We start from the raw sequence: 23,617 nt of genomic DNA on the forward strand, positions 1-23,617 counted from the left end.
CGTCAACAGTTGAAACTCCTATTTGCTCAATATCGTGTTTTCTAATCTTTAATCAAACCACAACCTGCTGGTATTACTCTTGTTTACTATATCAAATATCGTGTTTTCTAATCTTTAATCAAACCACAACCTTTGTAAAACCAATTTAACAGTTTCAAAGAATATCGTGTTTTCTAATCTTTAATCAAACCACAACTGCGCCTTGAATATCTATATTTAATAGAGTAATATCGTGTTTTCTAATCTTTAATCAAACCACAACTATTTGGATTAATAAATATTTGAGTGTCTTAATATCGTGTTTTCTAATCTTTAATCAAACCACAACTTGACAAAAAAAGCGATCGAACTTGCAAAAAATATCGTGTTTTCTAATCTTTAATCAAACCACAACTTTTCCTTATAAACTTTGTATCCCCATTTAAATATCGTGTTTTCTAATCTTTAATCAAACCACAACCAGTAGTATGTCTTCAGAAAAATATCAATTAATATCGTGTTTTCTAATCTTTAATCAAACCACAACAAGCCAATGGCTAGCTATTGAATTAAGCACAATATCGTGTTTTCTAATCTTTAATCAAACCACAACTAATATAACACCTACGAGCGTTAATCTTAAAATATCGTGTTTTCTAATCTTTAATCAAACCACAACTTTAAGCGATAAACTAATATAAAACATTATAATATCGTGTTTTCTAATCTTTAATCAAACCACAACTTCACCTGTTGCATACGAAAAGATAAAGTAAATATCGTGTTTTTTAATATTTAGCGACGTCTATAAGGTAGGTTTATAGAAGTTTGAAAATTATGTCAATGAACTTTTATATCTGAATTTAAAAAACTATAATATTTCTATTTTTCCTGTAGATGATATTTTAAATTCATAGCCTTCGATAAGGCAGTCAAAACTATTAACGCCTATTTTAATCCATGGGTATTTTTTATAATATCCAATATTTTTACCACCTTTCATTCCTGTTTTTAATCCCATAAAAGATGTTAGTGTTTTCTTGTCTCTAGCTTCTGAATGGTGTAATAACTTGATTTCTGCTGATTTTTCTACATCTATTTGAGTAATTTGAAATAGGCGTTCTAATAGTTGTAATTCATTCATTTCAAATAATTCATCAGGGTTTTTATCATAAAGAAGGATCATTTTTCCTTTTGTTAAAATGTATTTTAATGGATTATTACTTTCATCTTTCTCAGGGGCAACTGGATAAAGTTGATTATTAGTATTACTCTTTTTAAAATAGCTACCTGCATCAAAATTATTAATTAATAAATTAGACCTTTTTACTTTTCCTTTTGTATCAATACTTTCATAAATTGCCATGCAATAATTACTATCATTCTTTGCGAAATAATGTTGTTTGTGCTCATGTTTGGATACATCTCTATGTTTTTTTATCTCTAAAGGTGTTTTTACATCTGTTGTAAAATATCTAATCTTTTTTATAGGTATTGAGTTCCCATTCTTGTTTGGTAATACATAAAGATTATGATCAATTTCATGAGTTAATGTTTCAATTCTTGCTTTTAAAATGGCCTCTTCAGCATCATTTACTTTATTGATTTGCTTTTTTAATGTTTCAATTTCTTTCTTTAAAATCTTTTCTTGTTGCCTCGCATTAGTTACTATTTCTTTAATTTTATCATCTACTATGTGCTTCAAGTCAGTATCTTTAAAACTCTCTATAGGTTTCCGTAATACATATTTAATAGTATCTATCACTTCACCTTTTTTGTTTTTTTCTTCTCTTTTTATAGCGCCATAAAAACTTTCTTTATGTAAAGCACCTCTAACGGTATCTCCTTGTTTATATTTAATTTCACCTTTTTTATTACGTTGTATGGTACCACGTTTTCTAATAGCTTTTTTACTTTGTATAGGTAAAACATCTGGCGTATGATGACTTATTAAGGTGTTGTTATCAAAATTTTTAACATCGGTATTAAATCCTTTCCATGGTATTCTGTGTGAGAAAGACGGTTTTGTTTTTCCGTAATATTTATAATCTTCGTAGTTGTGATAATAAACTGCTAAAGCATCGTTAATATCTTTTGAGCAACAAGCTACAACAACAGCATCTTTTGCGTGATGAGCATGGTTAATACGTTCTTTCTTTTCTAATCCCCAAACATCTCTTAAGTTAGATGTAGTTTTTCCTTTTACAGGATATACCTTTGTAAATAATGATTTTAAAAATAAATTTCCATATTTACTAATAATTCCAATATCAACTGATTGACTGTTTTTGAAGCCTCTTGGTATCTCAACCATAGTAAAGGTTTCGTATTTGCTTTTTAAATAATTATACTCAAAGCGAAGTTTTGTTCTTTTTTGTATGTTAGTATCTCTGTTTTCTTTTGTTGTTGCTCCTCTTACTTTTTTAGTTATATCTCTAATCTGTCTTTCTAAACTTTTATATTGAGCAAACCAATGGTTTATGCGTAAAAGTATTTCTCCATGATCATTACACTCCGTTGGTATTTTATTTTTTTTAACCTCTCTATTATATCTAGAGCAACATAATGTTTTATTAATTTGAGAATTGTCTAAACTTTTACTTCTTGGGATTGTATGTTCAATATCAAATTTTGGATTTGCACCTATAAAATCACAAATGGGAATAGTTTTTCCTGTGTATAAACAAACCTTATTTTGCTCCAGCCAAAGTTGATATTTTAAAATTTCATTTTCAGAAGGCTCAATGTTTTTTCCACATTGTTCTTTATAGAGTTGCTGTATTGTATCTATATAATTTTTTCTGTTATTCTGTAAGTCTGTTTGCCTTTGCTTTATTGCAACTCTTTCATTTGCGCTTTTAAGTTCTCTGGCCATTTCAATACGTATAGTGGTGTTCTCATCTATAGTATCATCCTTTATAAGTTGGTTGATAACTTTACGTAGTTGATGTAAGGCACGCATTGCCATTGGGTTTTTTATAGAAGAAATTAACGGACTTCCTAGGTATAATTTACCATCTGTATCACTCCGTTCAGCTTTGTTGTAAACTTCTATAGCTGATGGGTGGTATAGTTTCTTTAATAAATTTTCATCAACATCAAAATTATCTCTTAAAAACCCTTTTATACGCTCTTCTAAAGTTTCTTTTTTTAGAAACTCACCTCTCCCTAAATTTAATTCCATTTGAGAAGAAAAAGTATCAAAACAATTATTTACAGTTTCCTTTTTTTCTTCTTCAGAAAAAGAACTCCATCGTTTTGCTCCGTAATAACTTTCAACGCTTTTATTAATATCTTTTTTATATACATCAACAACAAAAGAGTTTGTTGCATTCCATGTTTCCTTGTTATCCTTTACATTTTTAATAACTCCATTAACAATGTCAATTATAGTTTTATAATGGTTATAGTTTTCAATAATAGAGAAGACTTCTTTATTTATGATTTTTTTATTCTCCTCTATATCCCATACTGTTTTAGGTAATACAGTTTTCATGTTTGCTAAAAATACAGCATGAGAATATAGTAAGTCCTTTTTTAGGTATGGTAAAATATTTCTAATAGCCTTTAAGCTTAATGAGCCATAATCTTGTTTTAATTTTATTTTAGAAAACTTAGAAGCGGTTGTTTCATTACACCCTAAGTTGTTAATTACAAAAAGTTTTAACTTTTCGGTGTTATCAAATCTAAAAAGAACATGCCAAATTGCATCAACAATTTGATCTTCTGTTTTAGCTGTATTATCTTTGTTGTTTTTAGTGAAATTGTTTAATAGATAAGGTTTCCAGTCTTCTCCAAAAACAGATTTTAAGTTTGCTATAGTAGGGCATCCAGTTATATTAGTGTAACTTCCATAATTAAATAGAATGTCATACTCTTTTGATTTTTGAGATTTATAATATCCAGATTTTAAGTTTTTAGGAGTTAGTTTTTTTATTATTTCTTCAAAATCAAAATTAGGTTTTGATTTTCTATAAAAGAGAGGGGTTATAGTTGCTTTTTCGTTTGGATTTAAAAATCTTAATTGGTCATCATTTTTTGTCTTTATTTTTATAGTATTAAGAAAGCTAAGCATTCTAAATAATTCAAAATCAGGATGAGATATAGGTACTCTTGCTTTGTCATTTTCTAGCGGGCATTTCGCTACTAACCCTTTTTGAGATTTTAAAGGCCTTTGAAAAAATATAGCATTTTCTATATCTTTTTTTAAATGTACAGGAAGATTTTGTTTGTCACAAATAACATGAAACTCATGTAAGTAATGTTCTTCTCTATGGGTGTAATTATTTCTTATTTTTAATCCTTCTTTGTGTAAGTCATAAAAGTATTCACCTAATGTATTACAATTGGCTTCTTCAATTTTAGCGGACAAATCACTAATAGCACTTTTTACTTTACCTAAAAATTCTTTTCTATTTAAACGCTCTAGTAGTTTTTCTTTAATAAGGTTAAACGTTTCAGTAGAGCTCTCTTTTAAGATTGCCTTAAAAGCTCTTTCTAAAGTAAATAATGCTTTACTGTAAGCTTCAGATTTATCGTAAGCTTCTAAAAAATCACTATAGATATTTAAAAAATCATCAGAATTGATAGCCTTCTGAATAATTTCTTCTATCTCACTGTTTTTTTCTTCAACAATAGAATTATCAGATGTATCTAATCTGTTACTTAAAAAACCACGACGTTGAGCCATATGGTAAAAAGCTCTCCCTAACTCATGTTTTTCTAGAATATTATTTAAATCTAACTTTTGAGTAGAAGATTTAAAACGAAAGTGATATGGGTTTTTTGTTTGTTTTTTTCGTTCTACTTTTTCATCTTGATTATCTGTGCTTAACCAAAGTCTGAACGCATCATTATTAGGATATATTTTTTTATAGCGCCATAGGTGTAATTCTTCATCAGTTAGAGTTGGGCATAAATTATTATCTGAAAGAACCTTTAGTAGAGCTAGTTTTCTAAGTTTTCTCCTGTATTTTAATTTTCTGCCACTTCTATATTCTGTACGTTGTGCAGCTTTTGAACTTTCTCCATTTGTTTTAGGTTCTATATTTACACCTTCACTAAAGATTCTAACACCTTTATCTATTAAAGTGTATTCTTTTTTGTTTTTTTCTTCATCTACAATTGCCCAACCTATACTGTTGGTACCTAAATCTAATCCTAATATTCTACTCATATTAATGTCATATTTATACAGCTAACAAGTTACATAAAAGAAAAATATCTATATTGAGGATATCCGTAAAACAGGATATTATTTTTTTACTATATTTGTGTCAGATTAAAATTTCTAATCTTTAATCTTATCACAATAAGGCTATATGCCGTAGATGAAAATCTTTAGTCCTGCTTCGGTGGGACTTTTTTTTTGATATATTTTGTAGGGAGTAACGTTATTAGTTTTTAATTCATTAAAAAAAATAGAAGCTTTTAGTTTTAGTGAAAAGATCTTTACTCTGTATGAGATTTAATCGTTTATTTTGTTGAGCCGAAGAACAATAGATGTATTTATATTAGTAAACCCAAATAAGAAAAACTTATTTAGACTATTCTTTGTTAAGGAGGGTAACCAAAGGGGAGTAGATTGTAGTAATTAATTTAGTAGCTTCCCTTGCCTTTTACACAATGTCTGATGCCTCCTTTTGGGTTTTTCATATCTCCTTTAAACCTTGGGATAATATGACAGTGAAAATGCATTACAGACTGTCCTGCAACTTCTCCGCAATTCATTCCTATATTATAACCATCAGGATTATATTCATTTTCTATAATTTCTTTTGCTTTATGAATGAGTTCTGTTAACTCTTTAAGTTCATTTTCACCTAATTCAAAATAATCTATTTTTTCTTTATTAGATATAATTAAAATATGTCCAGGGGAAACTGGATATCCATCTTTTATTAAGAAAAAATGTTTCCCTTGATGTATAATTCTTTTTTCTTCTATGTTGTTAAATACGCTCATTAAAAATTTCCATTTAATTCAAATTCTGGTTTCCAATTAATAATTGCAGAATTTAATGCTAATTGATATTGTTTATTTAAAAAATCTATTCTTTTATGTTTTGTATTACCAGTTTGATTAACAATTGTTTCAGCTAAAGGGTGTTTACTTTGAATATAAAATTCATTTCTGTTAAACAATCGTTGTAAATATCTTTCTTCAGGAATACGAGCAGATTTATTCCTATTAACTTCTTTGTTGGCTAAAACAAGATTCCATACACCATTTATATTTGCTCCATATTCATTATGTATTGTTTTATTTACGTGTGGAAAAAAATGGTCAACTTCACATAAATTAGAAGAACCACTTACAACTGAAATATCTTGAAAACTATAAAAACATTTACCTTTCTGATATCCATTTAAAGAATCTCTAACAGAAGTTATGTCGGTTCTTCTCATAAAATCATTTTCTAAAAAGAACAGGGACTTGTCTTCATCATATTTAACCTCTAGAAGTTTAGGGTTTATATTAAGGTTCCAAGCGGTTTCAACTAAGTTCCAACGAGCTTCAACTTCTTGATTAAAGTTTTGGAAATGAAAAGATTCTTTTAGTTTTAAAAGGTTGTCTTTAATGATTATTTCTTTATTGCCTGATTTATAGTTTTTTTCATAAAAAATATCAGGAATTTGAGATCCGTTTAAGTTTTGAAAAGCATCTACTACATTTACAAAACCTAACTTTTCAGTTTTAGACCATAACTCGGTATCTGAAACTTCACCTTTTATATGACTTCTACAAATATTTAAAAAACTACTTGATTTTGAATTTCCTTGTTTATCGTTTTCTTTTAAATGCTCAATTATATTTTTAGAAAATGGTTGAGATAATTCAGCTAATGTAATTTTAGTTGTTTCCTTATTTACAAGTTCTAATAAACTTTTAGCAAATGCAAATTTATAAGTAGCACTATTTTTTCCAAACAGAATTAAAGCTCTCCATTGAGATTCTAAACTAGGGTCATTTATTTGAAATTGTGTCATTTGTTTTTCTCTAATATGGTGTCAATAGTTTGTGATCTATTACTGAAAATTGGCATTATTCTAAAAATGCTTTCGAATTTCCGCATTTCAAATAAACATAATTTGGAGCAGCAATAAAGTTTAAATAATACTTATTTCTATTTGAAGTCTTTGTTTAGCTTATTTAGATATTTTTATTAAAATGTGTTTATGACTTTTGTGAAATTTCATCAAGGCTAATACTTTTTATCCATTCTCTTAAATATTTTAAAGGAAAAGGTAATACAGTTAGTTCTCCATTTTTTACAAAATCAACATTCATTAAAGGTAGTAATTTGTCAAATAGAAATTCCGAGTTATTAATGATTTCAATTTCTCTAATTACAGAAGCTCTTGATATATGTTGTTGAATTCCTGTACCTTTTACACCTACAAAATAATAAAACCTATCATTTTCTCTAAATTGATGAATATCTAATTGGCTGTCTAAAATTTCATAACGTGTTTTATCTCGTAAATAAGATTTTAATATTTCTCCTGTTTTGGACTCTACAAAATCAACAAATATTTTTTTATCATTTCTGTTTGAAAAACAATTTAATAATGATTGTTTATTCCATTCATTTATTGCGTTCAGATTAGTTAAAACAATGTTTAATTTTGATTTATCTTCAATACATTCTCGAATATATTTGTCGGCTTCTTTTTTTGTTAATTCTATAGGTTCTGATTCTTGATACAATGTGTTATAAATTATATCAAACTCAGGAATAGTGTAGTTTTTTGTTTTTTTTATGCAATTAAGATTACCTTGATTGTCTTTAACAATAAATTCAGTATTTACATCATTATCAAAAATAGCACACAAATCATTAAATTCATTTTGACTAAATAAATCAGGAATAAATTTTTCAAACGATAAACTACCATTTGGTTTTATGATTATAAAATAAAAAATATCTTCTAGTTTACTTCCGAATATCCAATCATTAGTAAAGTTGAAAGATTCCCAATCTATAATGCTTACTTTTTTGTTTAGAATGTCATTTTTTAAGATTAATTCTTTAAGAATAGCTTTTATTGAAGCTTTAGAACTTAGTTTAAAATCTTGTAAAGTTAAATGCTGTGTTTTAATACTTGATTTATAAGGGTCTTTTAAATTATATTTTTTGTAATGATTTTTGTTGTTTATAAGCTTAATATTATTACCATTTTTGTTTTCTTTTAAAGCTATTTTTACAGAACTTAATGGAGAAATATTTTTTATTTCAGATTGTAGCTCATTAATTATATCAATCGAATCTTCAGTATCAGACAAATCGATTAAAGTCAAGTTTAATTTTTGGTCTTCTATCTTAAATTTACTTTTAAACCTTTCTATGTTCTCTGATTTATTACTTAAAAATGATATAGTTAAATATTTAGAGAGCTTTTGTTCGATGGTTAATAATATGTCTTTTAAAAATCCAATCTTACTTATTTTAAAGTTTTCTAAATTTTTAAAATCTAAAAAAGTGATATTGTTTTTCTCTAAAATCCCATTTTTAGAAGTTTGTTTTAAAATGAATTGATTTTCATTTGAACTATCAGAACTAAGTATTCGTTTTAGTGAGTTTGTAGAATATATGAAGGTGTATTTAGGAAACTCTTTAAATTTCTTTTTGCTAAAATTCATTTTTTTAGATAGCAATACATTCGAAAACGTTTTCACATTTAATTCAAGAGAAATCTCGTTATTAATCTTAAATTCTAATCCAACGATTTTGAAAATGAGTTCCTTATCTCTGGTTTTGCTAATTTGAAAATGATTTGGGTTGAATAAATATAGTTTTCCTGTTAAATTATTAAAAGATAATCGTTTGTGTTTTGGAGTTGAAATGGAATTGATTAACAACTGTGATAAAAGATGTTTAGGTATTTCTAACAATTCTTTTTTATTGTCAATTAATTTATAGGTTAATGAATCACTATGTTTTAAAGATTGTAATTTTTTTGAAAGGTCAAGTTTTGATATTTCTATTTTTTCATAGAGGGCATAGAATGAATTACCCTGCTCAAAAACAATACTTTTTGCATTTGTTTCTAAATTTATTTCATCTAAAAATAAAGCTCCATATTTTATATATTTTTCAGATGTAGAAAACTTAATTATTGAAAAATCATTGAGAATTTGCTCATGATTAATATCTATAGAAAGTTTATTTGTCTTAATATTTTTCATTTACGATATTAAATTTAGAATTTCTTGATTAAATTGTTTGGTATTGGAATTCCATAAAGAAGGGACTTCGATAATTTTATTATCAGCAGTTTTAATTGTTTTTAAACTAGAAGTAGATAAAATATTTATGATTAATACTTTCTCTCCTTTTACAGTATTTAATTTTTTTCTAATCTTTTCAATTTGTTCTTTTGAATCAATTTTTGTTTCTTCTTTCCAATGCTTAAAATCAATATAAATATTTTCGCCTTTAATTTTAAAGTCAAAAAGCTCATATTTGTCTAGAGGGAGTTCCTCTAATTCAATTTTTAGATGTTTTTCAAAAATGAATTTACCAATTTGTTCACCTAAAGCTCCCTTGTATATGTTATTGAATAGTTCAGGAGGCAATATGTAGTCTTTGATTTCAAATTTAGTAGCCCATTTTTTGCGTTCAAAAAGTGATTTTACTCCTGTTATTTCTAATAATTCTGTCAATCTAGCAGATTCTTGAGACACCTTAAAGGGTAAATTATTTTCAAAATCTATTTTTATATTAGCAAAATCTTGTTCTTGATTGTAAGAGTAATTGTTGTTTGGCTTAGGTTGTTCTATATATAAGTCTAATACTCTATTTAAATTTCTGTCTATTACATCTTGATTTGAAATAGTTGGAAAAATTAAACACATTTCTCTTAGATTTTCCCATTCTTTTTTCTGGCCTTCTTTCCAATTCCAATCCGAATTAATGAATTTTTTAATGTAAGAGTTGATTTTTTTATTTGTTAAATTAGCTAGATTTAAAAGAGATTTTTCAGAATTACGAGGTGTGTTTGTTCGATGCTTAGAAGACTTGACAAGTTCTTTAAATTCGTTTAAAACAATATTATTCTCAATGTCAAAATCACAAATTAATTTATCTAATTCTGAATCTGCGTAAATATAAATATTTGTTGATTTTAAATTTGTCCTACAAATCCTACCTAATGCTTGGATTATATATTTTGCAAAATGCTGTTTTATATTATCATCACTATAAAGGAAACCATTTTGAGGTCTATCTAGTTTGGTGGTAGTATTAAACGATGCTAATAAATGTTTAAATGCAATTGTTACTTCTTTGTTTAATTGACTAATTGATATTTTACCAACTTGTAATAAAAATTCTAATTGGAAAAGGTATTTAATAAATCCTTCTTCATTTAAGTTTTTATTTATTTGTTGAATTAAATGAGTAGGCTTATCTAAGTAAATAGCATTAATATCTGTTTTGTTTTCTGTATTCCAATTTGGTAGTTTTTTATCTTTTACATTGATTAGTTCTTTTGGATTAGGAGCTACAAATTGAAGATTTTGACCTGCACCCATTGTTTGATACATGGATATAATAAATATTTTATTTCCATTTTCTAAACGAGTTATAAATGATTGTTTTTTATTATCAAAATCATTACTGTTTATTATTGTGTAAGAGTTTTGTACTTGATACTTGTTTTTTCCTTTTGTAAAAAGTTCTTTTGTATTAGTTGTTTCTTCTATTAATATAGAAAATATTTCTTCAAGTATTTTTAAATTTAAATTTTTATCGTTCCATTTAGGTTCTTTATTTAATAAACATAAAAACCCTCTTATTTTATCTTTGGTAAGAAATTCTTTAAAACAGAATCCAAGCTTAGTGTATCTGTTTAAAAGATAGTCTGTTATGTTGGGGTTGTCACTTTTTATTTGTCCTATAATATCATCTGCTAATTCTTTATCTTCAAAAAGGTTTTCAAAGTCAGATTGGTAGTCTGTGAATGATAACCAATTAGTATCTATTTGAACTTTGTCATAATGCTTGTTTTGATTGTCAAATAATTCAGAAAGGTGTTTTTTTTCATTTTCTTTTAATTCGAAAAAATGTTGTCCTAATTGTCTTTTGAAATATGAAATATCATAATTCCCCGTTACTGTTTTAATTAATGCAGTTGCTGAAATTCCGATAACTTTTGATTTTTCAGCTAATTTTAGTATAAATTTTTCAGGGGTGTTTTGAAAATTATATATGTATGTTTTAGTTTTTGATTGGTGTAAATCGTTATCAACAAAATCATAATACCTAAACCCATTTTCGTATATGCTAAAATCGTAGTTTAATTCAAAATTTTTTTTCTTAGGTTTTTCCCTTGCGCTTATTATGTTTTCTATAATATAGTTTTTGTAGCGATTGTCAAAACCAAATTCTTCAATTACGGAACTCAGAGCTAGATCAAAAGTAAACTCTAAACGATTTGGATTTTTTATTCGTTCTTGGGTTTCTAATTGCTGATAGTTTTCAGCAATACTTTTTATAACTCCACTGAAATAATTAATAAAACCTTTTATTTGATTTAATAAGGCAACAATATTTTCACCTGAATTTGGACGTTCAGTTTCAAATATAATTTCATTTACCTTTGAATTGACATTGGTGTTTAGACGAATGAATTTTTTTTCATTTCTATATACTGAATGATATTGAAAATCGTGAAAAAGTAAATTTCTTTGATTTTCATTTTCATTATTTATGGATTTAAAACTATAATTAGTTTTATATTTATCTACAATTTCTTCTGCTTTTTTTAGTAGAGTCTCTTGTATATTTTCAAGTTTTAAATTATATTCATTGCTAGATTTCTTTATTAATTCTTCTCTCTTTTCTGAATGTGTTATGAATTTTTCAGGAAATATATTATTAGATAAAGCCCAATATATTTCTGTAAAAAGATGAATAAAATCTATTCTTTGTTTTTTCCCTTTTTCAATGATGTTTTTAAGAAGATTATCTTTTGTAGCATCAAATTCATCTATAAATATTATTGCATCTTTGGTTATGTCGCTTTCTAAAAAGGAATAGGAAGGTTCAACCAGTGTGCTATTTTTATAATAAAATTTATCAATACTTAGAAAAAAGACTTTCCTTTTTGAAGAAAAAACAGAGGGGTATAATTCACCAATCCATTTTAGCTCTTTGTCTTGTTCAATAGCCTTTATCCTTTCTTTTTTATTAGGATAATTTTCTTTTAAAAATTTCTCTATAATCCTTCTAAACTGAGGTTCAAGTTCATTTCTTAATTTGTTTTTTAAATCTCCAACAATACCTTTAAGTTCATTATTGTTTTTGTGTTTCGTTATTTGTGTAACACAATGTTTTATCGAATAAAAAACAGTATGATTTTTAAAATATTTATTTATAGAGTCTTCAACTTGATCAAATCTTTTTAAAAGACTATCTGAATTTGAATCGAGGAATAAAATATCTTTATCAAAGTCTAATTTTTTGTTGTTTGGAATAAAAAAATCGTTTTCTAATTCCTCAAAAGGGAGGTTTTTCTTTAAATTAGTTAAAAAAAATATTTTCTTATTCTCTTTACAATAATCTTTATAATTATCAAAAATCCACTGTAGTACATTGTGAGTTTTTCCAGAGCCTGTAGGAGGATTGAATAACAAAAGTCCGTTTTCTTTATTGCAGTAGTTATTCAGTATTTTAATCATTAATCGAATTTAGTTTTTATTAGGGTTTGATTTTTTGAAATGCAATTTTCACTTAAAAATTAAGGAATTAAATATACTATAATTTTCTGTTTTGTACTTAATGATGTTATGTATTTAGAAATTAATTTCAAGTAAAAGTAGAAAATATTAAGGTTGTTGTTTGTGCGGAAATCATCGTTAAACTTTTAGCTTAATTTATGTTTAGTGATGTTTTTTGATATCAAAAAATAAATGAATAAAGATTAAAATATTATTAAATAATCGTATATATTGCACTATATATTATTGATAATCTAAAAACCTAAACTGCATACGTTTTTGCATACGTTTTTAAATTTATATAGCGCGAAACACCTCTAGAAGGGTGTTATTCAAGGATGACTTGGGGCTCATAACCCGAAGGTCACTGGTTCGAGTCCAGTTCCCGCTACTAAGTAAGACCCATCACTAGAAATAGTTGATGGGTTTTTTTATTCCCTATAATCTTATTTTTATATAGCGTACACAGTCGCGTACACGATTTGTTTATAAAAATTAAATTTTTAGGCTCTAAAATGTTTACGAATACTAAAGATAAGCGTTAGAGATTATATGGTATTGATACAGATTAAAGCACATCTATTTAGTTTTTAAATTCAACCTTATTATTATGTGTAATGCTAAATCTTAAACTCTCTTTTAATTCCATACAAGCCAAATAAGGCACTTTTAGCCTTTAAGTAAGTACATATATTATGATATTTCTAATTCCCTAAAAAACGATAGTTTACTAGTGTCTTCGTTTCTCTCTATGCTATATTATAGCTTTATTTCAAATAATACATCTCGATAGTTATTTGAAATATTAACATGACCAGTAAGCATCATTCCGTGACCTGTTATTCCTTCAATTTCCGATATTACTACTTTGTAAGTATCAGGGATTTTCATGGCAGAACTAACAAATAAGAAAGAAAAGGTGAAAAAAGCAATTTCAATTAGCTATCAGATTGCTGAAATTATTTTCAGTCATAAAATCTGTCTCAAGTGATAGCAATATAAGTCTTAATCTTTAAAAAGTTATTGTTCATTTCTTGAAGGTGATTACGGAATTATATCTATTTTTTTTCAAAAATAATACGTCTTTCGGACTTTTTCTTATACATGTTTTTAGGAATTACCTCACCATTTGCAGTTGCGCAATAGTTTTTACTATTAGGGTTTAGAATATAGTCCAGTTGGTAGGCAATCATTTTTTCAAAAGGAATAAGAAAATCCTCCATTTTACAGTGTTCTAAGTCGCCTTTATTAAGTGAATTTAAAACGGTATAAACAGACTCAATAGTGCTAAGACAAAGCGATTCTGGTTGTTGTTTGATAATAAATTTTGATGTTATCTCATTGTCAAAACTTACTCTTTTTAGCTGTTGCAAGTTTTTACTTAGTTTTAGCATTTTACGAGCACACGGCCATGTACCATCTATAATAAAGATATGAGGTTGATGCCCCATAAAAGAATTTATTTCGGAACTTTCCCTTAGTGATAAATTGAAATTATCTTTTCCCGGATAAAGTAAGAAAGAAGAACAATCTTCTTGAGCTAGTATGGCATTTACACGATTATTATGAGTGAAATCAACACCAACTATAATTTCTGAATTTTCAAGCTGAAGATGCGTCATATGTCCCGTTCCATTTTTTTCCTTTTTGTACTCTTTCGGGTGCATAAGGATAATAAAACGCGTTTTAGTCTGTAAAGGACTAATGTGTTTACAAATACAAGTGCTTGAAGGCCTCATACATTTGTAACATGTTACTCTATGATTTTTTAGATCTATTTGCAAGGTCATCTCTTTTTGTTTTCAATTGGTAACGGTGAGGTATAAGAGTAGTCTGGTTTTATACTCGTGGATTTTTCACAAGTAAATCAAACGTAGTAAACTAGCAACGACCTTTGGTTAAGTTTAAAATGAACATTTTTTTTTATACATTATAAAACCCCTTTTCATTATCAATGCTAACATTGTTTATGTGCGGTAAATATACCATCTTATTGGAAAAGATGCCTTTTTTCTAGTTGTGCTTTGCTATTCGTTTTTAAAAACTCACTAACTCTTTGGCAAATTGATTTTCAAAAGGCAATATAACGCATCACATCTTTCCCTTCTTCATCAATATAAAAGAGACTTAAGCAACCTTTTTTTACAAAATAACTTACCTGACTGTTTTTTTCCATTTGAGAATAAAATATCATTTTTCCTCTTCTTAATTATTTTAAAAGACGACAACACAATTTTTAACTCGTCATCGTCTATTTTATTAGTTTCTCTTATGAAATGAGTGAGTTCTGTATGATTTGTCATTTAGTTATAATCTCTTACAAATTTACGATAATGAATAATATCCTGAATAGATAGCACCACCAAATTGTGCGTATGTGCAAATTCCAAAATCGTATCAATTTTGGCTAGAGTTCTATCGTCATTCATCAATTCACAGAGAACGGCTTCTGGTTACAAACCAGCTAACTTCATTAAATCTACGCTTCCTTCTGTATGTCCTTTTCTCTTAAGTACTCCGTTGTCATGCACTCGTAAAGGAAAAATATGACCTGGTTTTGCTAAATCGTTGCTTTTAGTATTTGCTTTTCAAACTGTTTTAATAGTTCGTAAGCCTTTCTTTACAAAGTCTTTGTAGTGTCTCTAATTCTGTAAGTATCATCTTAAATTGTATTTAACTATTCTAACAGCAAAACTAATGGTGTTATAAGTAAAACTGTTTGACCTATGTCAATAAATTAAGCGACTAATAAGTTGTTGGTAATGGAAATGTGTAAGAAGTAATAGCTTTTAGGAAACAACTTTTCGCAGTTCTTAATTTTATACTATAAATTTTTATAAACAGACCAATTCATTGCATCTTAATAGGAATATTGAACTGAATTCAATACATGAGATTATGGTGTTATGTTTAGTTTTTTCCATCCCTTAGATTGCTCATAAATGCGGTAAGCTCTTTTATAAAATTATCTAAAGAAAGTGCGGAATTTTTAATATAACCGACAATTTTTTTTAACTCATCCACAGAGTAATCCGTAGTTAATTCAAGTAAATCTGAGACCCCTAAAATATGCGAAACAGGTTGTCTCACTTTATGTGAAGTTATAAACATCATTTCTTCCAAGCCTTTAATGTAGTCTCTTAGGTATGCTTCAACTTTTTTAAGTTCGTCATAAGCCATGGTCAGTTCTGTTGCCATTTCCATTTTTACGTGGTATTGTAAATCAAGCTCTTTGTTGGCAATTAATAATTCATCAGCACGTTTCTGTTTCTCTTCATTTTGAAAAGCAAGTTCTTTGTTAGCAATGGATAACTCATCAGCACGTTTCTGTTTCTCTTCATTTTGAAAAGCAAGTTCTTTGTTGGCAATTAATAACTCATCAGCACGTTTTTGTTTTTCTTCATTTTGAAAAGCAAGCTCTTTGTTGGCAATGAACAACTCATCAGCACGCTTGTGTTTCTCTTCATTTTGAAAAGCAAGCTTTTTATTGATAATTAATAACTCATCAGCACGCTTCTGTTTCTCTTCATTTTGAAAAGCAAGTTCTTTGTTAGCAATGGATAACTCATCAGCACGTTTCTGCTTTTCTTCATTTTGAAAAGCAAGCTCTTTGTTAGCAATGAACAATTCATCAGCACGCTTTTGTTTTTCTTCATTTTGAATTACATGCTCTTTCTTTATGAGGGTTAACTCTGTTGCTTGTGTTTCAATTTCTACTTTTTGAAAGGCAATTTCCCTTTTAAGAAGCGCTAGTTCATTTGATTCCTGTTTGTTACTCATGGTTAAGTATAGTGTCTAATTTGTGGGTTGAAAATGGGGGTAACCTTTGTGTGAGAATGTTTTTTGCAATAAATTAAAAGCTAGTAAAAGTACACTATTCTTGGTTTAAGCGCTAATCTACGTATTGTTTTTATTCTTCTTTTCAAGCGCTTTTTTTTATGGGTAACTTTTATTTTAACCGAAGAATAAATTATAGCAGATGTTAAAAAAAGAGCTGTTCTTTAAATTAGAAGTGTTTTAATATTTGAGTTGTTCCTAATCCTAATTCATGTGAATAGCTATTGTTTTTCAATGCTGATTCAATGGCACCTACCGTGGCGAGTAAATCATTCTTGTTTACCGACCCCATGTGTCCAATTCTAAAGTAATTATTTTTTAGTTGAGGTAAAAGACCTCCAGCAAGTATAACCCCTTCTTTATTTACGGCCTTTAAAAAAGAGGCAGTATCTATTTGGCTAGGATATAAAGGCGCTGATAAAGTGTTTGCAGAAACGGCGTCGTTTTTTGATAATAAGTCTAAGCCTAAAGCTTTCATTGCAGCTCGCATGGCTTTTCCTGCTCTTTGGTGTCTGTCAAAACGGTTATCTAGACCTTCCTTTAAAATAAGTTGTAAACTTTTTTCTAATGCTATTACAAGATTTACGGCAGGTGTTCCAAAATAAGAGGCTTGTTTATTTTCATATGCTTTCATTATTGGTAACCAGTTGGTCCAATCTCCATAGTAATTAGTAACAGGAGTTGTGCGTTGTTCAAAAGCTTGTATGGCATTTTGAGAGGCTACCAAAAGTGCAAGTCCTGGAGGAACTCCTATTGCTTTTTGGGACGCTGTAAGTACAACATCAATACCCCAATCGTCTTGTTTAATTTCTTCGCCCGCAACCGAACAAACACCATCTAGAATGGTTAATACTTTGTGTTTCTTACCTAAAGCTCCAATACTTTTTGCGTCATTTAAAACAGCTGTTGAGGTGTCAACATGTGTAAAAGTTAAAAGTTTATAGCTTTTAGATTGTAGGTGTTGCTCTATCAGCTCTAAGGGGACAATGTTACCTGTTTCAGCTTCAAGGATATCTACTTCAGCACCATATCTTTTTAAGATTTCGGCATAACGCAATCCAAAATAGCCCGTAGATATTACAAGCGCTTTATCTCCGGTTTCTATCAAATTTGCTGCGGCCATGTCCATTGCAAGTGTACCCGTTCCTGCAACTATGAATGCCTGACCAGATGGAGATTGCCAAACGTCTTTCATTAGTTTTAAGCTATTAGCAAAGCAATCTATAAAATCAGGATCCACATGACTAGGAGTTGGGACTGCCATACATTGCATAACTTCACTTTCAAATTCTATAGGACCAGGTATCATTAATAATTTTCTCGATGTCATCTATGTGGTGTTTAAGTGCCTAATTTAATGAAAACGAAGCAAATTAGAGAGGATTATAAAGGAATTTATGAGCGATTAGTAGCCAAATGACATCTAAAAATTAGTCTTAACATATAGACAACAACTAGAGGCGTTTTAGTGAGAGATTAATGATTTTCACGTCTTAATACTAATGTCTCACTGAAACAGAATCAACAGTAGCGTTTTTAAGAGTGATTTTTTTTGGTTAATTTAGACATAATTTGAAAAATGAGCTCCTAAACAAATAAGACAGGAAGTAGTGCTAAGTAAAAGAGGTGGTAAAATAAATATAATTTTAACGCTCTTTTAATTATGTTTTATTTTAAAAATTTGTGTCTTTGAAGAATATTATGAAACAATCAAAATTAATACAAGCGATAAACAAACAAAAAGAGGAAATTAGAGTTTCTGTTGCGCTAAAGCAAGAATCTCAGCGGTTTACAATTTTACTTTTTAATGCCTTGTTTGATCAAGGTACAGAAACAGAAAAGGCACTTGTAGAACTTGAAGTGCTATTTTTAAAAATAAGAAATTTAGCCTGTCCAGACATTGTAGGTAAACCTTGTAAAACTTGGGAAGACTTCACTCAAAGCATTCCTGATTTATTTTGTAGTCTAAAAAAAGATGCAACAGCGATCTTTAATAACGATCCTGCGGCAAAATCTATTGAAGAGATATATTTAGCATATCCTGGTTTTTTTGCCATTTCTATTTACAGAATGGCAAGAGAGTTCTTAAAATTAGGGTTACCACTTATACCAAGATTAATGACAGAATATGCACATCAACTTACAGGTATTGATATTCATCCAGGTGCGCAGATTGGGAATTCTTTTTTTATTGATCACGGAACAGGTATTGTCATAGGCGAAACTACAGAAATACACGATAATGTTAAGATTTATCAAGGTGTAACTCTAGGGGCGCTTAAGGTTAAAAAGCATCTTAAAAATAGTAAAAGGCATCCTACCATAGAAAAAAATGTTGTTATTTATGCAAATGCGTCTATACTAGGCGGGGATACTATTATAGGAGAAAATAGTATGGTAGGGGGCAACACGTGGCTAACGGCGTCAATCCCAAAAAACTCTAGAGTTTTGCATACTCCAGAATTACAAATTATTACAAAATCATATAAAAAGAATGAATAATACATTAATTGATCAAATAGGAAACACACCCCTTGTAAAATCGATGGTATTAAATACAAATCCTAATGTGAGTTTGTATTTTAAACTTGAAGGCAACAATCCAGGAGGGAGTGTAAAAGATAGAGCAGCATACAATATGATTAAAAATGCGCTCGATAATGGGAGTATAAATCAACAATCAAAACTTATAGAAGCTACTAGCGGTAATACGGGTATTGCCTTAGCTATGATTGCTGGTATATTTAAACTAGACATAGAATTAGTAATGCCAGCTAAGGCTACTATAGAGCGTGTTCAAACAATGAAAGCCTATGGCGCTAAAGTTACTTTACACCCTGACGGCATAGAAGGAGCTCGTGATTATGCTATTGCAAAAGTTGAAAATGAAGGGTATTATACCTTTAATCAATTTGCAAATGAAGACAACTGGAAAGCGCACTACAAAACCACAGGACCTGAAATATGGAGAGATACTAATGGTGAGATTACGCACTTTGTTTCTTCTATGGGGACTACAGGAACCATTATGGGGACTTCTAGTTTTTTAAAAGAACAGAATGAAGCTATACAGATAGTGGGAGTTCAACCTACAGATGGTGCTAGTATACCTGGAATACGTAAATGGCCAAAAGAGTACCTACCTAAAATATTTAATGCTAATAAAGTAGATAGAACAATAGAGGTGAGCCGTGAAGAAGCAATCTCAATGACTAGAAGATTAGCAAGAGAAGAAGGGATTCTTGCAGGTATGAGTAGTGGAGGTGCCACAACAGCAGCATTAAAACTCGCAAGTGAATTAAAAAGTGGTGTTATTGTGAGTATTATTTGTGATCGTGGTGATCGTTATTTATCGTCAGGCCTTTTTGAATAAAATATTTTGGACTTGACATCAGTCATTTAGTTTTTGATGTTACAGATTCCGAAGGGAATTATTAGCAGTTTATAAACAACAGTTTGGGCTTTAAAAAGTTCGTAAAATTGTTAGATTTTAATAACCATTGTGTGATGGAAGCCATAGGGTATTATCATTACCAATTGGTCTATTATTTACAAGAAGAAGGCATTAAAGTTTCGGTGGAAAATCCATTATCGGTAAAACGATTTATTCAGATGAAGCTATCAAAAATTAAGACCGATGAAAGTGATTCGAAACTAATATGTGAGTATGCTAAACATGTAGAATTAAAGCTGTGGAAAGGCAACTCAAAATATCAATTAGAATGCCTTCAAATGATCAAATTCCTTGTTGTGAATACAAAATAAAGCACCATGCTTAAAAAGTAATTTAGGAATTGGACCAAAAGCAGCAGTAATGTTAGTGGTTTTAACTGATGGCTTTGATCGTTTTACAAGTAGTTGTGAATGGTGTAATTACGCAGGTTTAACTCCCGTGATTAGACAAAGTGGAAGTAGCGTAAAAGGTCGTCCGAGAATTAGTAAAATAGGGAATCAAAAACTTCGAAACTTATTATTTATGTGCAGTTTTAATGCCTGTAAATGCAACTATGCTTGCAAAGCAATTTATGAGCGATTAGTAGCCAAAGGAAAGAGCAAAAAACTAGCCTTAATTACGGCTTGTAATAAGCTACTAAAACAGATATTTGCTATCGCAAAATCAGGATTAACATACGATAACAATTACAGAAGTGTTTTTAGTGAGAAATTAATGTCTTTTTATTTATAATATTCAATCTTTCTTGTCCAAATAAATAGTTTCTTTCCATTTACCGACTTGATTTGTTTTGTCCAATTATTTTGATGGTCAAATTCGTATTCAAATTCTACAGATATGGGGTTGTTTTTATCTGTATATATAAGCTTTTTGATATTGCTATTTTCATCGTAAAAATATTCATACGAAAGATTGTTTTCAGGATATTCAGGAACTATATGCTTTTCATTTGTTTTTTGCTTTTGTTCATTGTGAGAGTATGAAGTATATTTCTCAATCTTTCCTGCTCTATTCAAAGTTGTTTCTTTTACCAAAAATCCGCTATTATATTCTTTTAGTGTTTTTCTTTTGATTTTAGGTACAGTTTCACTGTAAAATTCACCGTCGTAAGCTTGTATTTCGATAATGTCTCCATTTTCATTATAAATAAATTTACGGTCTAATTTATTATAACCTCTACCATCTTTAAATAATATTCTCTTATTATTTTTTACAATAATTTTAAAAGGCGAGTAGCTAATTACTTCTTTGATTTTTCCATTTGGATAATGAGTATATTTTGTGCCATAGGTTTCCCCATCATTATTGAAATCTTGAGATTGGATTAGGTTATCATTTTCATCGTAAATAAATTCCGAATATGAATATAGGTTTGGGTCATCTGAAGCGTAATAAATTGTTGATTTTAATTTATTGTTTTTGTTGTATTTGTAATTTCTAACTGTATAGTCGTTCCTATCGTAGTGCTCTTTTTCTTGAATAAGATTGTTATTCTTGTCATACTTATAATTGAAATAAGCAACTGTATCACCATTTTTATAAAACCAAATTTCATATGTTGGTTTTCCATTTTTATTTAATTCTTTGTAGTAATTTGAATAATGAACCCAAGGTGTATTATACCACCAATTATGAAATCTGCTTTTAGTAAATTTAGGACTTGAAAAACCGTGATGACCATAATCTCCTTCATCGCTAAATAATTTCATGTTCTGCTGATCTTCATCAAGGAAATTGAGTTGCTCTCTAACAGATTTTACTTGTCCATAAATCGTATCTTTTTGTTGACCATAGGAAAATGAAAACCATATTAATGAAAAAGCTAAAATTAGATTGGTTTTGTTCATTGTTTTTTTTGATAAATCTATTCGGTTTTTTGCTGCTGCAAAAGCATAAATGAGTGAAACAAGTTATTAGGTTTGTAACACTAGTTTTTGGGTTAGGCAAATGCATTACAACGTTGTTGTATATGGTTTTTTGCGTGTTTTAAGCACTAAATTTAGTAAATAAAAACTGAATATAACATACGCGAGAACTTTCGTAAGTAGGCTATAACCAGCAATTAAGTTTAAATGGTGTTGCCAGTAGTCTTTATCTTCTTTGCACAGTCAGATGCAATTATTAATCCAGCTGCCATCATAATAATGTCTTTTAAAACCAATCTTCCAGCTCCAGATAGAAAAGGAAATCCAAATTGAGGTGTTGGCATATCGCCTCCTAAATTTGGAACATATACTTCTGGAGTGCTTATGAGGAAAGTTAAAGTAACAATGGACATTCCAAACGTCAACAATCCACCCCAAAGACCGATTTTTGGAAACCAAATTCCCAAAAATGTCAAAAGTCCTATAATAACAATTACACTTCCTAACCCATAAGAAAAGGCATATGTATTATTGGATTTATGCCATTCTATATTTTTCTCTACCATTTTACCTTCTGGGTTTTTGTGTAGCATGTATTCTTTAACGGTTTTTCCTTCTTCATTGATGGCTGTTTTGTTAGTGTTTTCATAAAAGAAGCTCATTAAGGGGCTATTTGTTACGAAAGGAACTATTCCATCTGCTTCGTATTGATAAGCTTTTAGACCACCAATCCATACCATCACTATAAAAATGGCAAAACGAATAAAATGGATAAAGTTAGTTTGACTGTTTATTAGGAAATTAAGTAAGTTATTCATAATTATATTTATTTGAGAGCAAAACTATATATTAAGAATAAGCTAAAGAATGGATTAAATCGGATGAATAATGGATTATTTTGCCACTATAGAAATCCCTGCTTTCTCGCGAAAATGTGTGGGTGATAATCCAACTTCTTTTTTAAAATATCTGCTAAAATAAAATTCGTCATCAAAATTTAACTCAATTGAAACTTCTTTTACAGTTTTAAAAGTTAGGTGCAATAATTTCTTAGCTTCTAAAATAACACGCTCCTGAATGAGTTGCGTTGGTGTTTTTCCTACTTGAGATTTTATTTTTTTACTAAATGAAGAAAGGGACATATTTAACTTATTGGCATAGAATGAAGAATTACGTTCTTTATGAAAATGCAATTCTAACAAACCTTGAAATATGAGCAGCTCATTTTCATTAGTTTGTTGTGTGAGTCTATTGCCAAGTTGTTCATCTTTTTCACTACTACAAATAGCTAATATGAGCTGTAGATAAGATTTTATAACAGATTCTGAAAACCTTTTATTGGCTCCAACTTCTTTTTCCATTTTATCGACTAGTTGCGATAGTTCTTGAAATTTAATTTTATTGAGTGAAATGTATGGTTGCAAATAGATATTATTAAATAACAATCCATTACAAGCAACTTCTTTTTTATGATACTCAATACAATAAAAATCTCCGTGAAATTGTAGTAATTTCACTTTTGAAGAAGTAGAACCGAACCATTTTAAATTTTGATAAGGAGAAAGGAATAAAATAGACTTTCGTTTCGTTTTATATTTTACAAAATTCACAGAAAAATCCGACTCGTCATCTAATAAAATAATGGAATACAAGGGAACATTATAATTTTTAATAAAATATTTTGCTTCTATAGATTGTATTGAAAACAACTTGAGATTTTTTTAATTACTGGCAGCGGGTTAGAATATGGAAAGTAGAG

Annotated in this window: 15 protein-coding genes, 2 pseudogenes and 1 CRISPR repeat array (1 of these 18 only partly in view); of the genes and pseudogenes, 3 read left to right on the forward strand and 14 right to left on the reverse strand. The window is 28.8% G+C overall.

All coding sequences use genetic code 11. The features are described 5' to 3' along the window. Positions 1-724: a CRISPR direct-repeat array (repeat unit 36 nt; unit sequence AATATCGTGTTTTCTAATCTTTAATCAAACCACAAC) (it extends 1,554 nt beyond the left edge of the window). Between the two features lie 126 nt (positions 725-850). From cas9 to ACU4C5_RS08525, 11 genes and pseudogenes are all read right to left on the reverse strand, one after another. Further along, positions 851-5,155: a type II CRISPR RNA-guided endonuclease Cas9 gene (gene cas9 / locus ACU4C5_RS08475; RefSeq protein WP_446843769.1), complete on the reverse strand. Its 4,305-nt coding sequence runs from the start codon at positions 5,153-5,155 to the stop codon at positions 851-853. Positions 5,156-5,577: 422 nt separating this feature from the next. Continuing rightward, positions 5,578-5,943, reverse strand: coding sequence for an HIT family protein (locus ACU4C5_RS08480; RefSeq protein WP_446843770.1), 366 nt, complete (start codon positions 5,941-5,943; stop codon positions 5,578-5,580). Then, positions 5,943-6,968 carry an HNH endonuclease domain-containing protein gene (locus ACU4C5_RS08485; protein WP_446843771.1) on the reverse strand — a complete coding sequence of 342 codons (1,026 nt, stop codon included), beginning with the start codon at positions 6,966-6,968 and terminating at the stop codon, positions 5,943-5,945. Before ACU4C5_RS08485 ends, ACU4C5_RS08480 begins: the two co-directional genes overlap by 1 nt. Before the next feature lie 187 nt (positions 6,969-7,155). Further along, positions 7,156-9,168 carry a hypothetical protein gene (locus ACU4C5_RS08490; RefSeq protein ID WP_446843772.1) on the reverse strand — a complete coding sequence of 671 codons (2,013 nt, stop codon included), beginning with the start codon at positions 9,166-9,168 and terminating at the stop codon, positions 7,156-7,158. Beyond that, positions 9,169-12,663, reverse strand: coding sequence for a P-loop NTPase family protein (locus tag ACU4C5_RS08495; RefSeq protein WP_446843773.1), 3,495 nt, complete (start codon positions 12,661-12,663; stop codon positions 9,169-9,171). A 798-nt stretch (positions 12,664-13,461) separates the two neighbouring features. Continuing rightward, positions 13,462-13,593 carry a hypothetical protein gene (locus ACU4C5_RS08500; protein WP_446843774.1) on the reverse strand — a complete coding sequence of 44 codons (132 nt, stop codon included), beginning with the start codon at positions 13,591-13,593 and terminating at the stop codon, positions 13,462-13,464. A gap of 167 nt (positions 13,594-13,760) precedes the next feature. Further along, positions 13,761-14,492: a tRNA-uridine aminocarboxypropyltransferase gene (locus tag ACU4C5_RS08505; RefSeq protein ID WP_446843775.1), complete on the reverse strand. Its 732-nt coding sequence runs from the start codon at positions 14,490-14,492 to the stop codon at positions 13,761-13,763. Positions 14,493-14,773: 281 nt separating this feature from the next. Then, entirely contained in the window at positions 14,774-14,896 is a 123-nt protein-coding gene (locus ACU4C5_RS08510) for a hypothetical protein (RefSeq protein ID WP_446843776.1), read from the reverse strand. Between the two features lie 109 nt (positions 14,897-15,005). Continuing rightward, a pseudogene (locus ACU4C5_RS08515) lies at positions 15,006-15,284 on the reverse strand (3,4-dihydroxy-2-butanone-4-phosphate synthase); the annotation flags it as partial. A 328-nt stretch (positions 15,285-15,612) separates the two neighbouring features. Continuing rightward, positions 15,613-16,482, reverse strand: coding sequence for a diguanylate cyclase (locus ACU4C5_RS08520; protein ID WP_446843777.1), 870 nt, complete (start codon positions 16,480-16,482; stop codon positions 15,613-15,615). 226 nt (positions 16,483-16,708) lie between these two features. Next, positions 16,709-17,869, reverse strand: a complete 1,161-nt coding sequence (locus ACU4C5_RS08525) for a pyridoxal-phosphate-dependent aminotransferase family protein (protein WP_446843778.1) — start codon at positions 17,867-17,869, stop codon at positions 16,709-16,711. Positions 17,870-18,240: 371 nt separating this feature from the next. On the opposite strand from ACU4C5_RS08525, the gene epsC reads away from it, so the two are divergent. The 3 genes and pseudogenes from epsC (at position 18,241) to ACU4C5_RS08540 (ending at position 20,725) form a co-directional block, all read left to right on the forward strand. Next, entirely contained in the window at positions 18,241-19,041 is an 801-nt protein-coding gene (gene epsC / locus ACU4C5_RS08530; protein WP_446843779.1) for a serine O-acetyltransferase EpsC, read from the forward strand. Then, complete coding sequence (gene cysM / locus ACU4C5_RS08535; RefSeq protein ID WP_446843780.1) at positions 19,034-19,912, forward strand: cysteine synthase CysM; 879 nt, start codon at positions 19,034-19,036, stop codon at positions 19,910-19,912. Before epsC ends, cysM begins: the two co-directional genes overlap by 8 nt. Further along, a pseudogene (locus tag ACU4C5_RS08540) lies at positions 19,909-20,725 on the forward strand (IS110 family transposase). Before cysM ends, ACU4C5_RS08540 begins: the two are co-directional and overlap by 4 nt. Here ACU4C5_RS08540 and ACU4C5_RS08545 read toward each other — a convergent pair. The 3 genes from ACU4C5_RS08545 to ACU4C5_RS08555 all read right to left on the reverse strand — a co-directional run bounded on the left by ACU4C5_RS08545 (position 20,716) and on the right by ACU4C5_RS08555 (position 23,567). Further along, complete coding sequence (locus ACU4C5_RS08545) at positions 20,716-21,840, reverse strand: hypothetical protein (protein WP_446843781.1); 1,125 nt, start codon at positions 21,838-21,840, stop codon at positions 20,716-20,718. The pseudogene ACU4C5_RS08540 and the gene ACU4C5_RS08545 overlap by 10 nt on opposite strands. A 221-nt stretch (positions 21,841-22,061) precedes the next feature. Then, entirely contained in the window at positions 22,062-22,676 is a 615-nt protein-coding gene (locus tag ACU4C5_RS08550; RefSeq protein ID WP_446843782.1) for a DUF417 family protein, read from the reverse strand. A 75-nt stretch (positions 22,677-22,751) separates the two neighbouring features. Further along, positions 22,752-23,567 (reverse strand): helix-turn-helix domain-containing protein, encoded by an 816-nt coding sequence (locus ACU4C5_RS08555; RefSeq protein ID WP_446843783.1) that lies wholly within the window; start codon positions 23,565-23,567, stop codon positions 22,752-22,754. Between the last annotated feature and the right edge of the window lie 50 nt (positions 23,568-23,617).

The organism is Lacinutrix undariae (genome assembly GCF_052934785.1).

Bases quoted from the DNA above. Each gene is read 5' to 3' on its own strand.
- ACU4C5_RS08510 (WP_446843776.1), bottom strand. From the start codon at position 14,896: ATGATATTTTATTCTCAAATGGAAAAAAACAGTCAGGTAAGTTATTTT.
- ACU4C5_RS08525 (WP_446843778.1), bottom strand. From the start codon at position 17,869: ATGACATCGAGAAAATTATTAATGATACCTGGTCCTATAGAATTTGAA.
- epsC (WP_446843779.1), top strand. From the start codon at position 18,241: ATGAAACAATCAAAATTAATACAAGCGATAAACAAACAAAAAGAGGAA.
- ACU4C5_RS08500 (WP_446843774.1), bottom strand. From the start codon at position 13,593: ATGAAAATCCCTGATACTTACAAAGTAGTAATATCGGAAATTGAAGGA.
- ACU4C5_RS08550 (WP_446843782.1), bottom strand. From the start codon at position 22,676: ATGAATAACTTACTTAATTTCCTAATAAACAGTCAAACTAACTTTATC.
- ACU4C5_RS08485 (WP_446843771.1), bottom strand. From the start codon at position 6,968: ATGACACAATTTCAAATAAATGACCCTAGTTTAGAATCTCAATGGAGA.
- ACU4C5_RS08505 (WP_446843775.1), bottom strand. From the start codon at position 14,492: ATGACCTTGCAAATAGATCTAAAAAATCATAGAGTAACATGTTACAAA.
- cysM (WP_446843780.1), top strand. From the start codon at position 19,034: ATGAATAATACATTAATTGATCAAATAGGAAACACACCCCTTGTAAAA.
- cas9 (WP_446843769.1), bottom strand. From the start codon at position 5,155: ATGAGTAGAATATTAGGATTAGATTTAGGTACCAACAGTATAGGTTGG.
- ACU4C5_RS08480 (WP_446843770.1), bottom strand. From the start codon at position 5,943: ATGAGCGTATTTAACAACATAGAAGAAAAAAGAATTATACATCAAGGG.
- ACU4C5_RS08520 (WP_446843777.1), bottom strand. From the start codon at position 16,482: ATGAGTAACAAACAGGAATCAAATGAACTAGCGCTTCTTAAAAGGGAA.
- ACU4C5_RS08490 (WP_446843772.1), bottom strand. From the start codon at position 9,168: ATGAAAAATATTAAGACAAATAAACTTTCTATAGATATTAATCATGAG.
- ACU4C5_RS08545 (WP_446843781.1), bottom strand. From the start codon at position 21,840: ATGAACAAAACCAATCTAATTTTAGCTTTTTCATTAATATGGTTTTCA.
- ACU4C5_RS08495 (WP_446843773.1), bottom strand. From the start codon at position 12,663: ATGATTAAAATACTGAATAACTACTGCAATAAAGAAAACGGACTTTTG.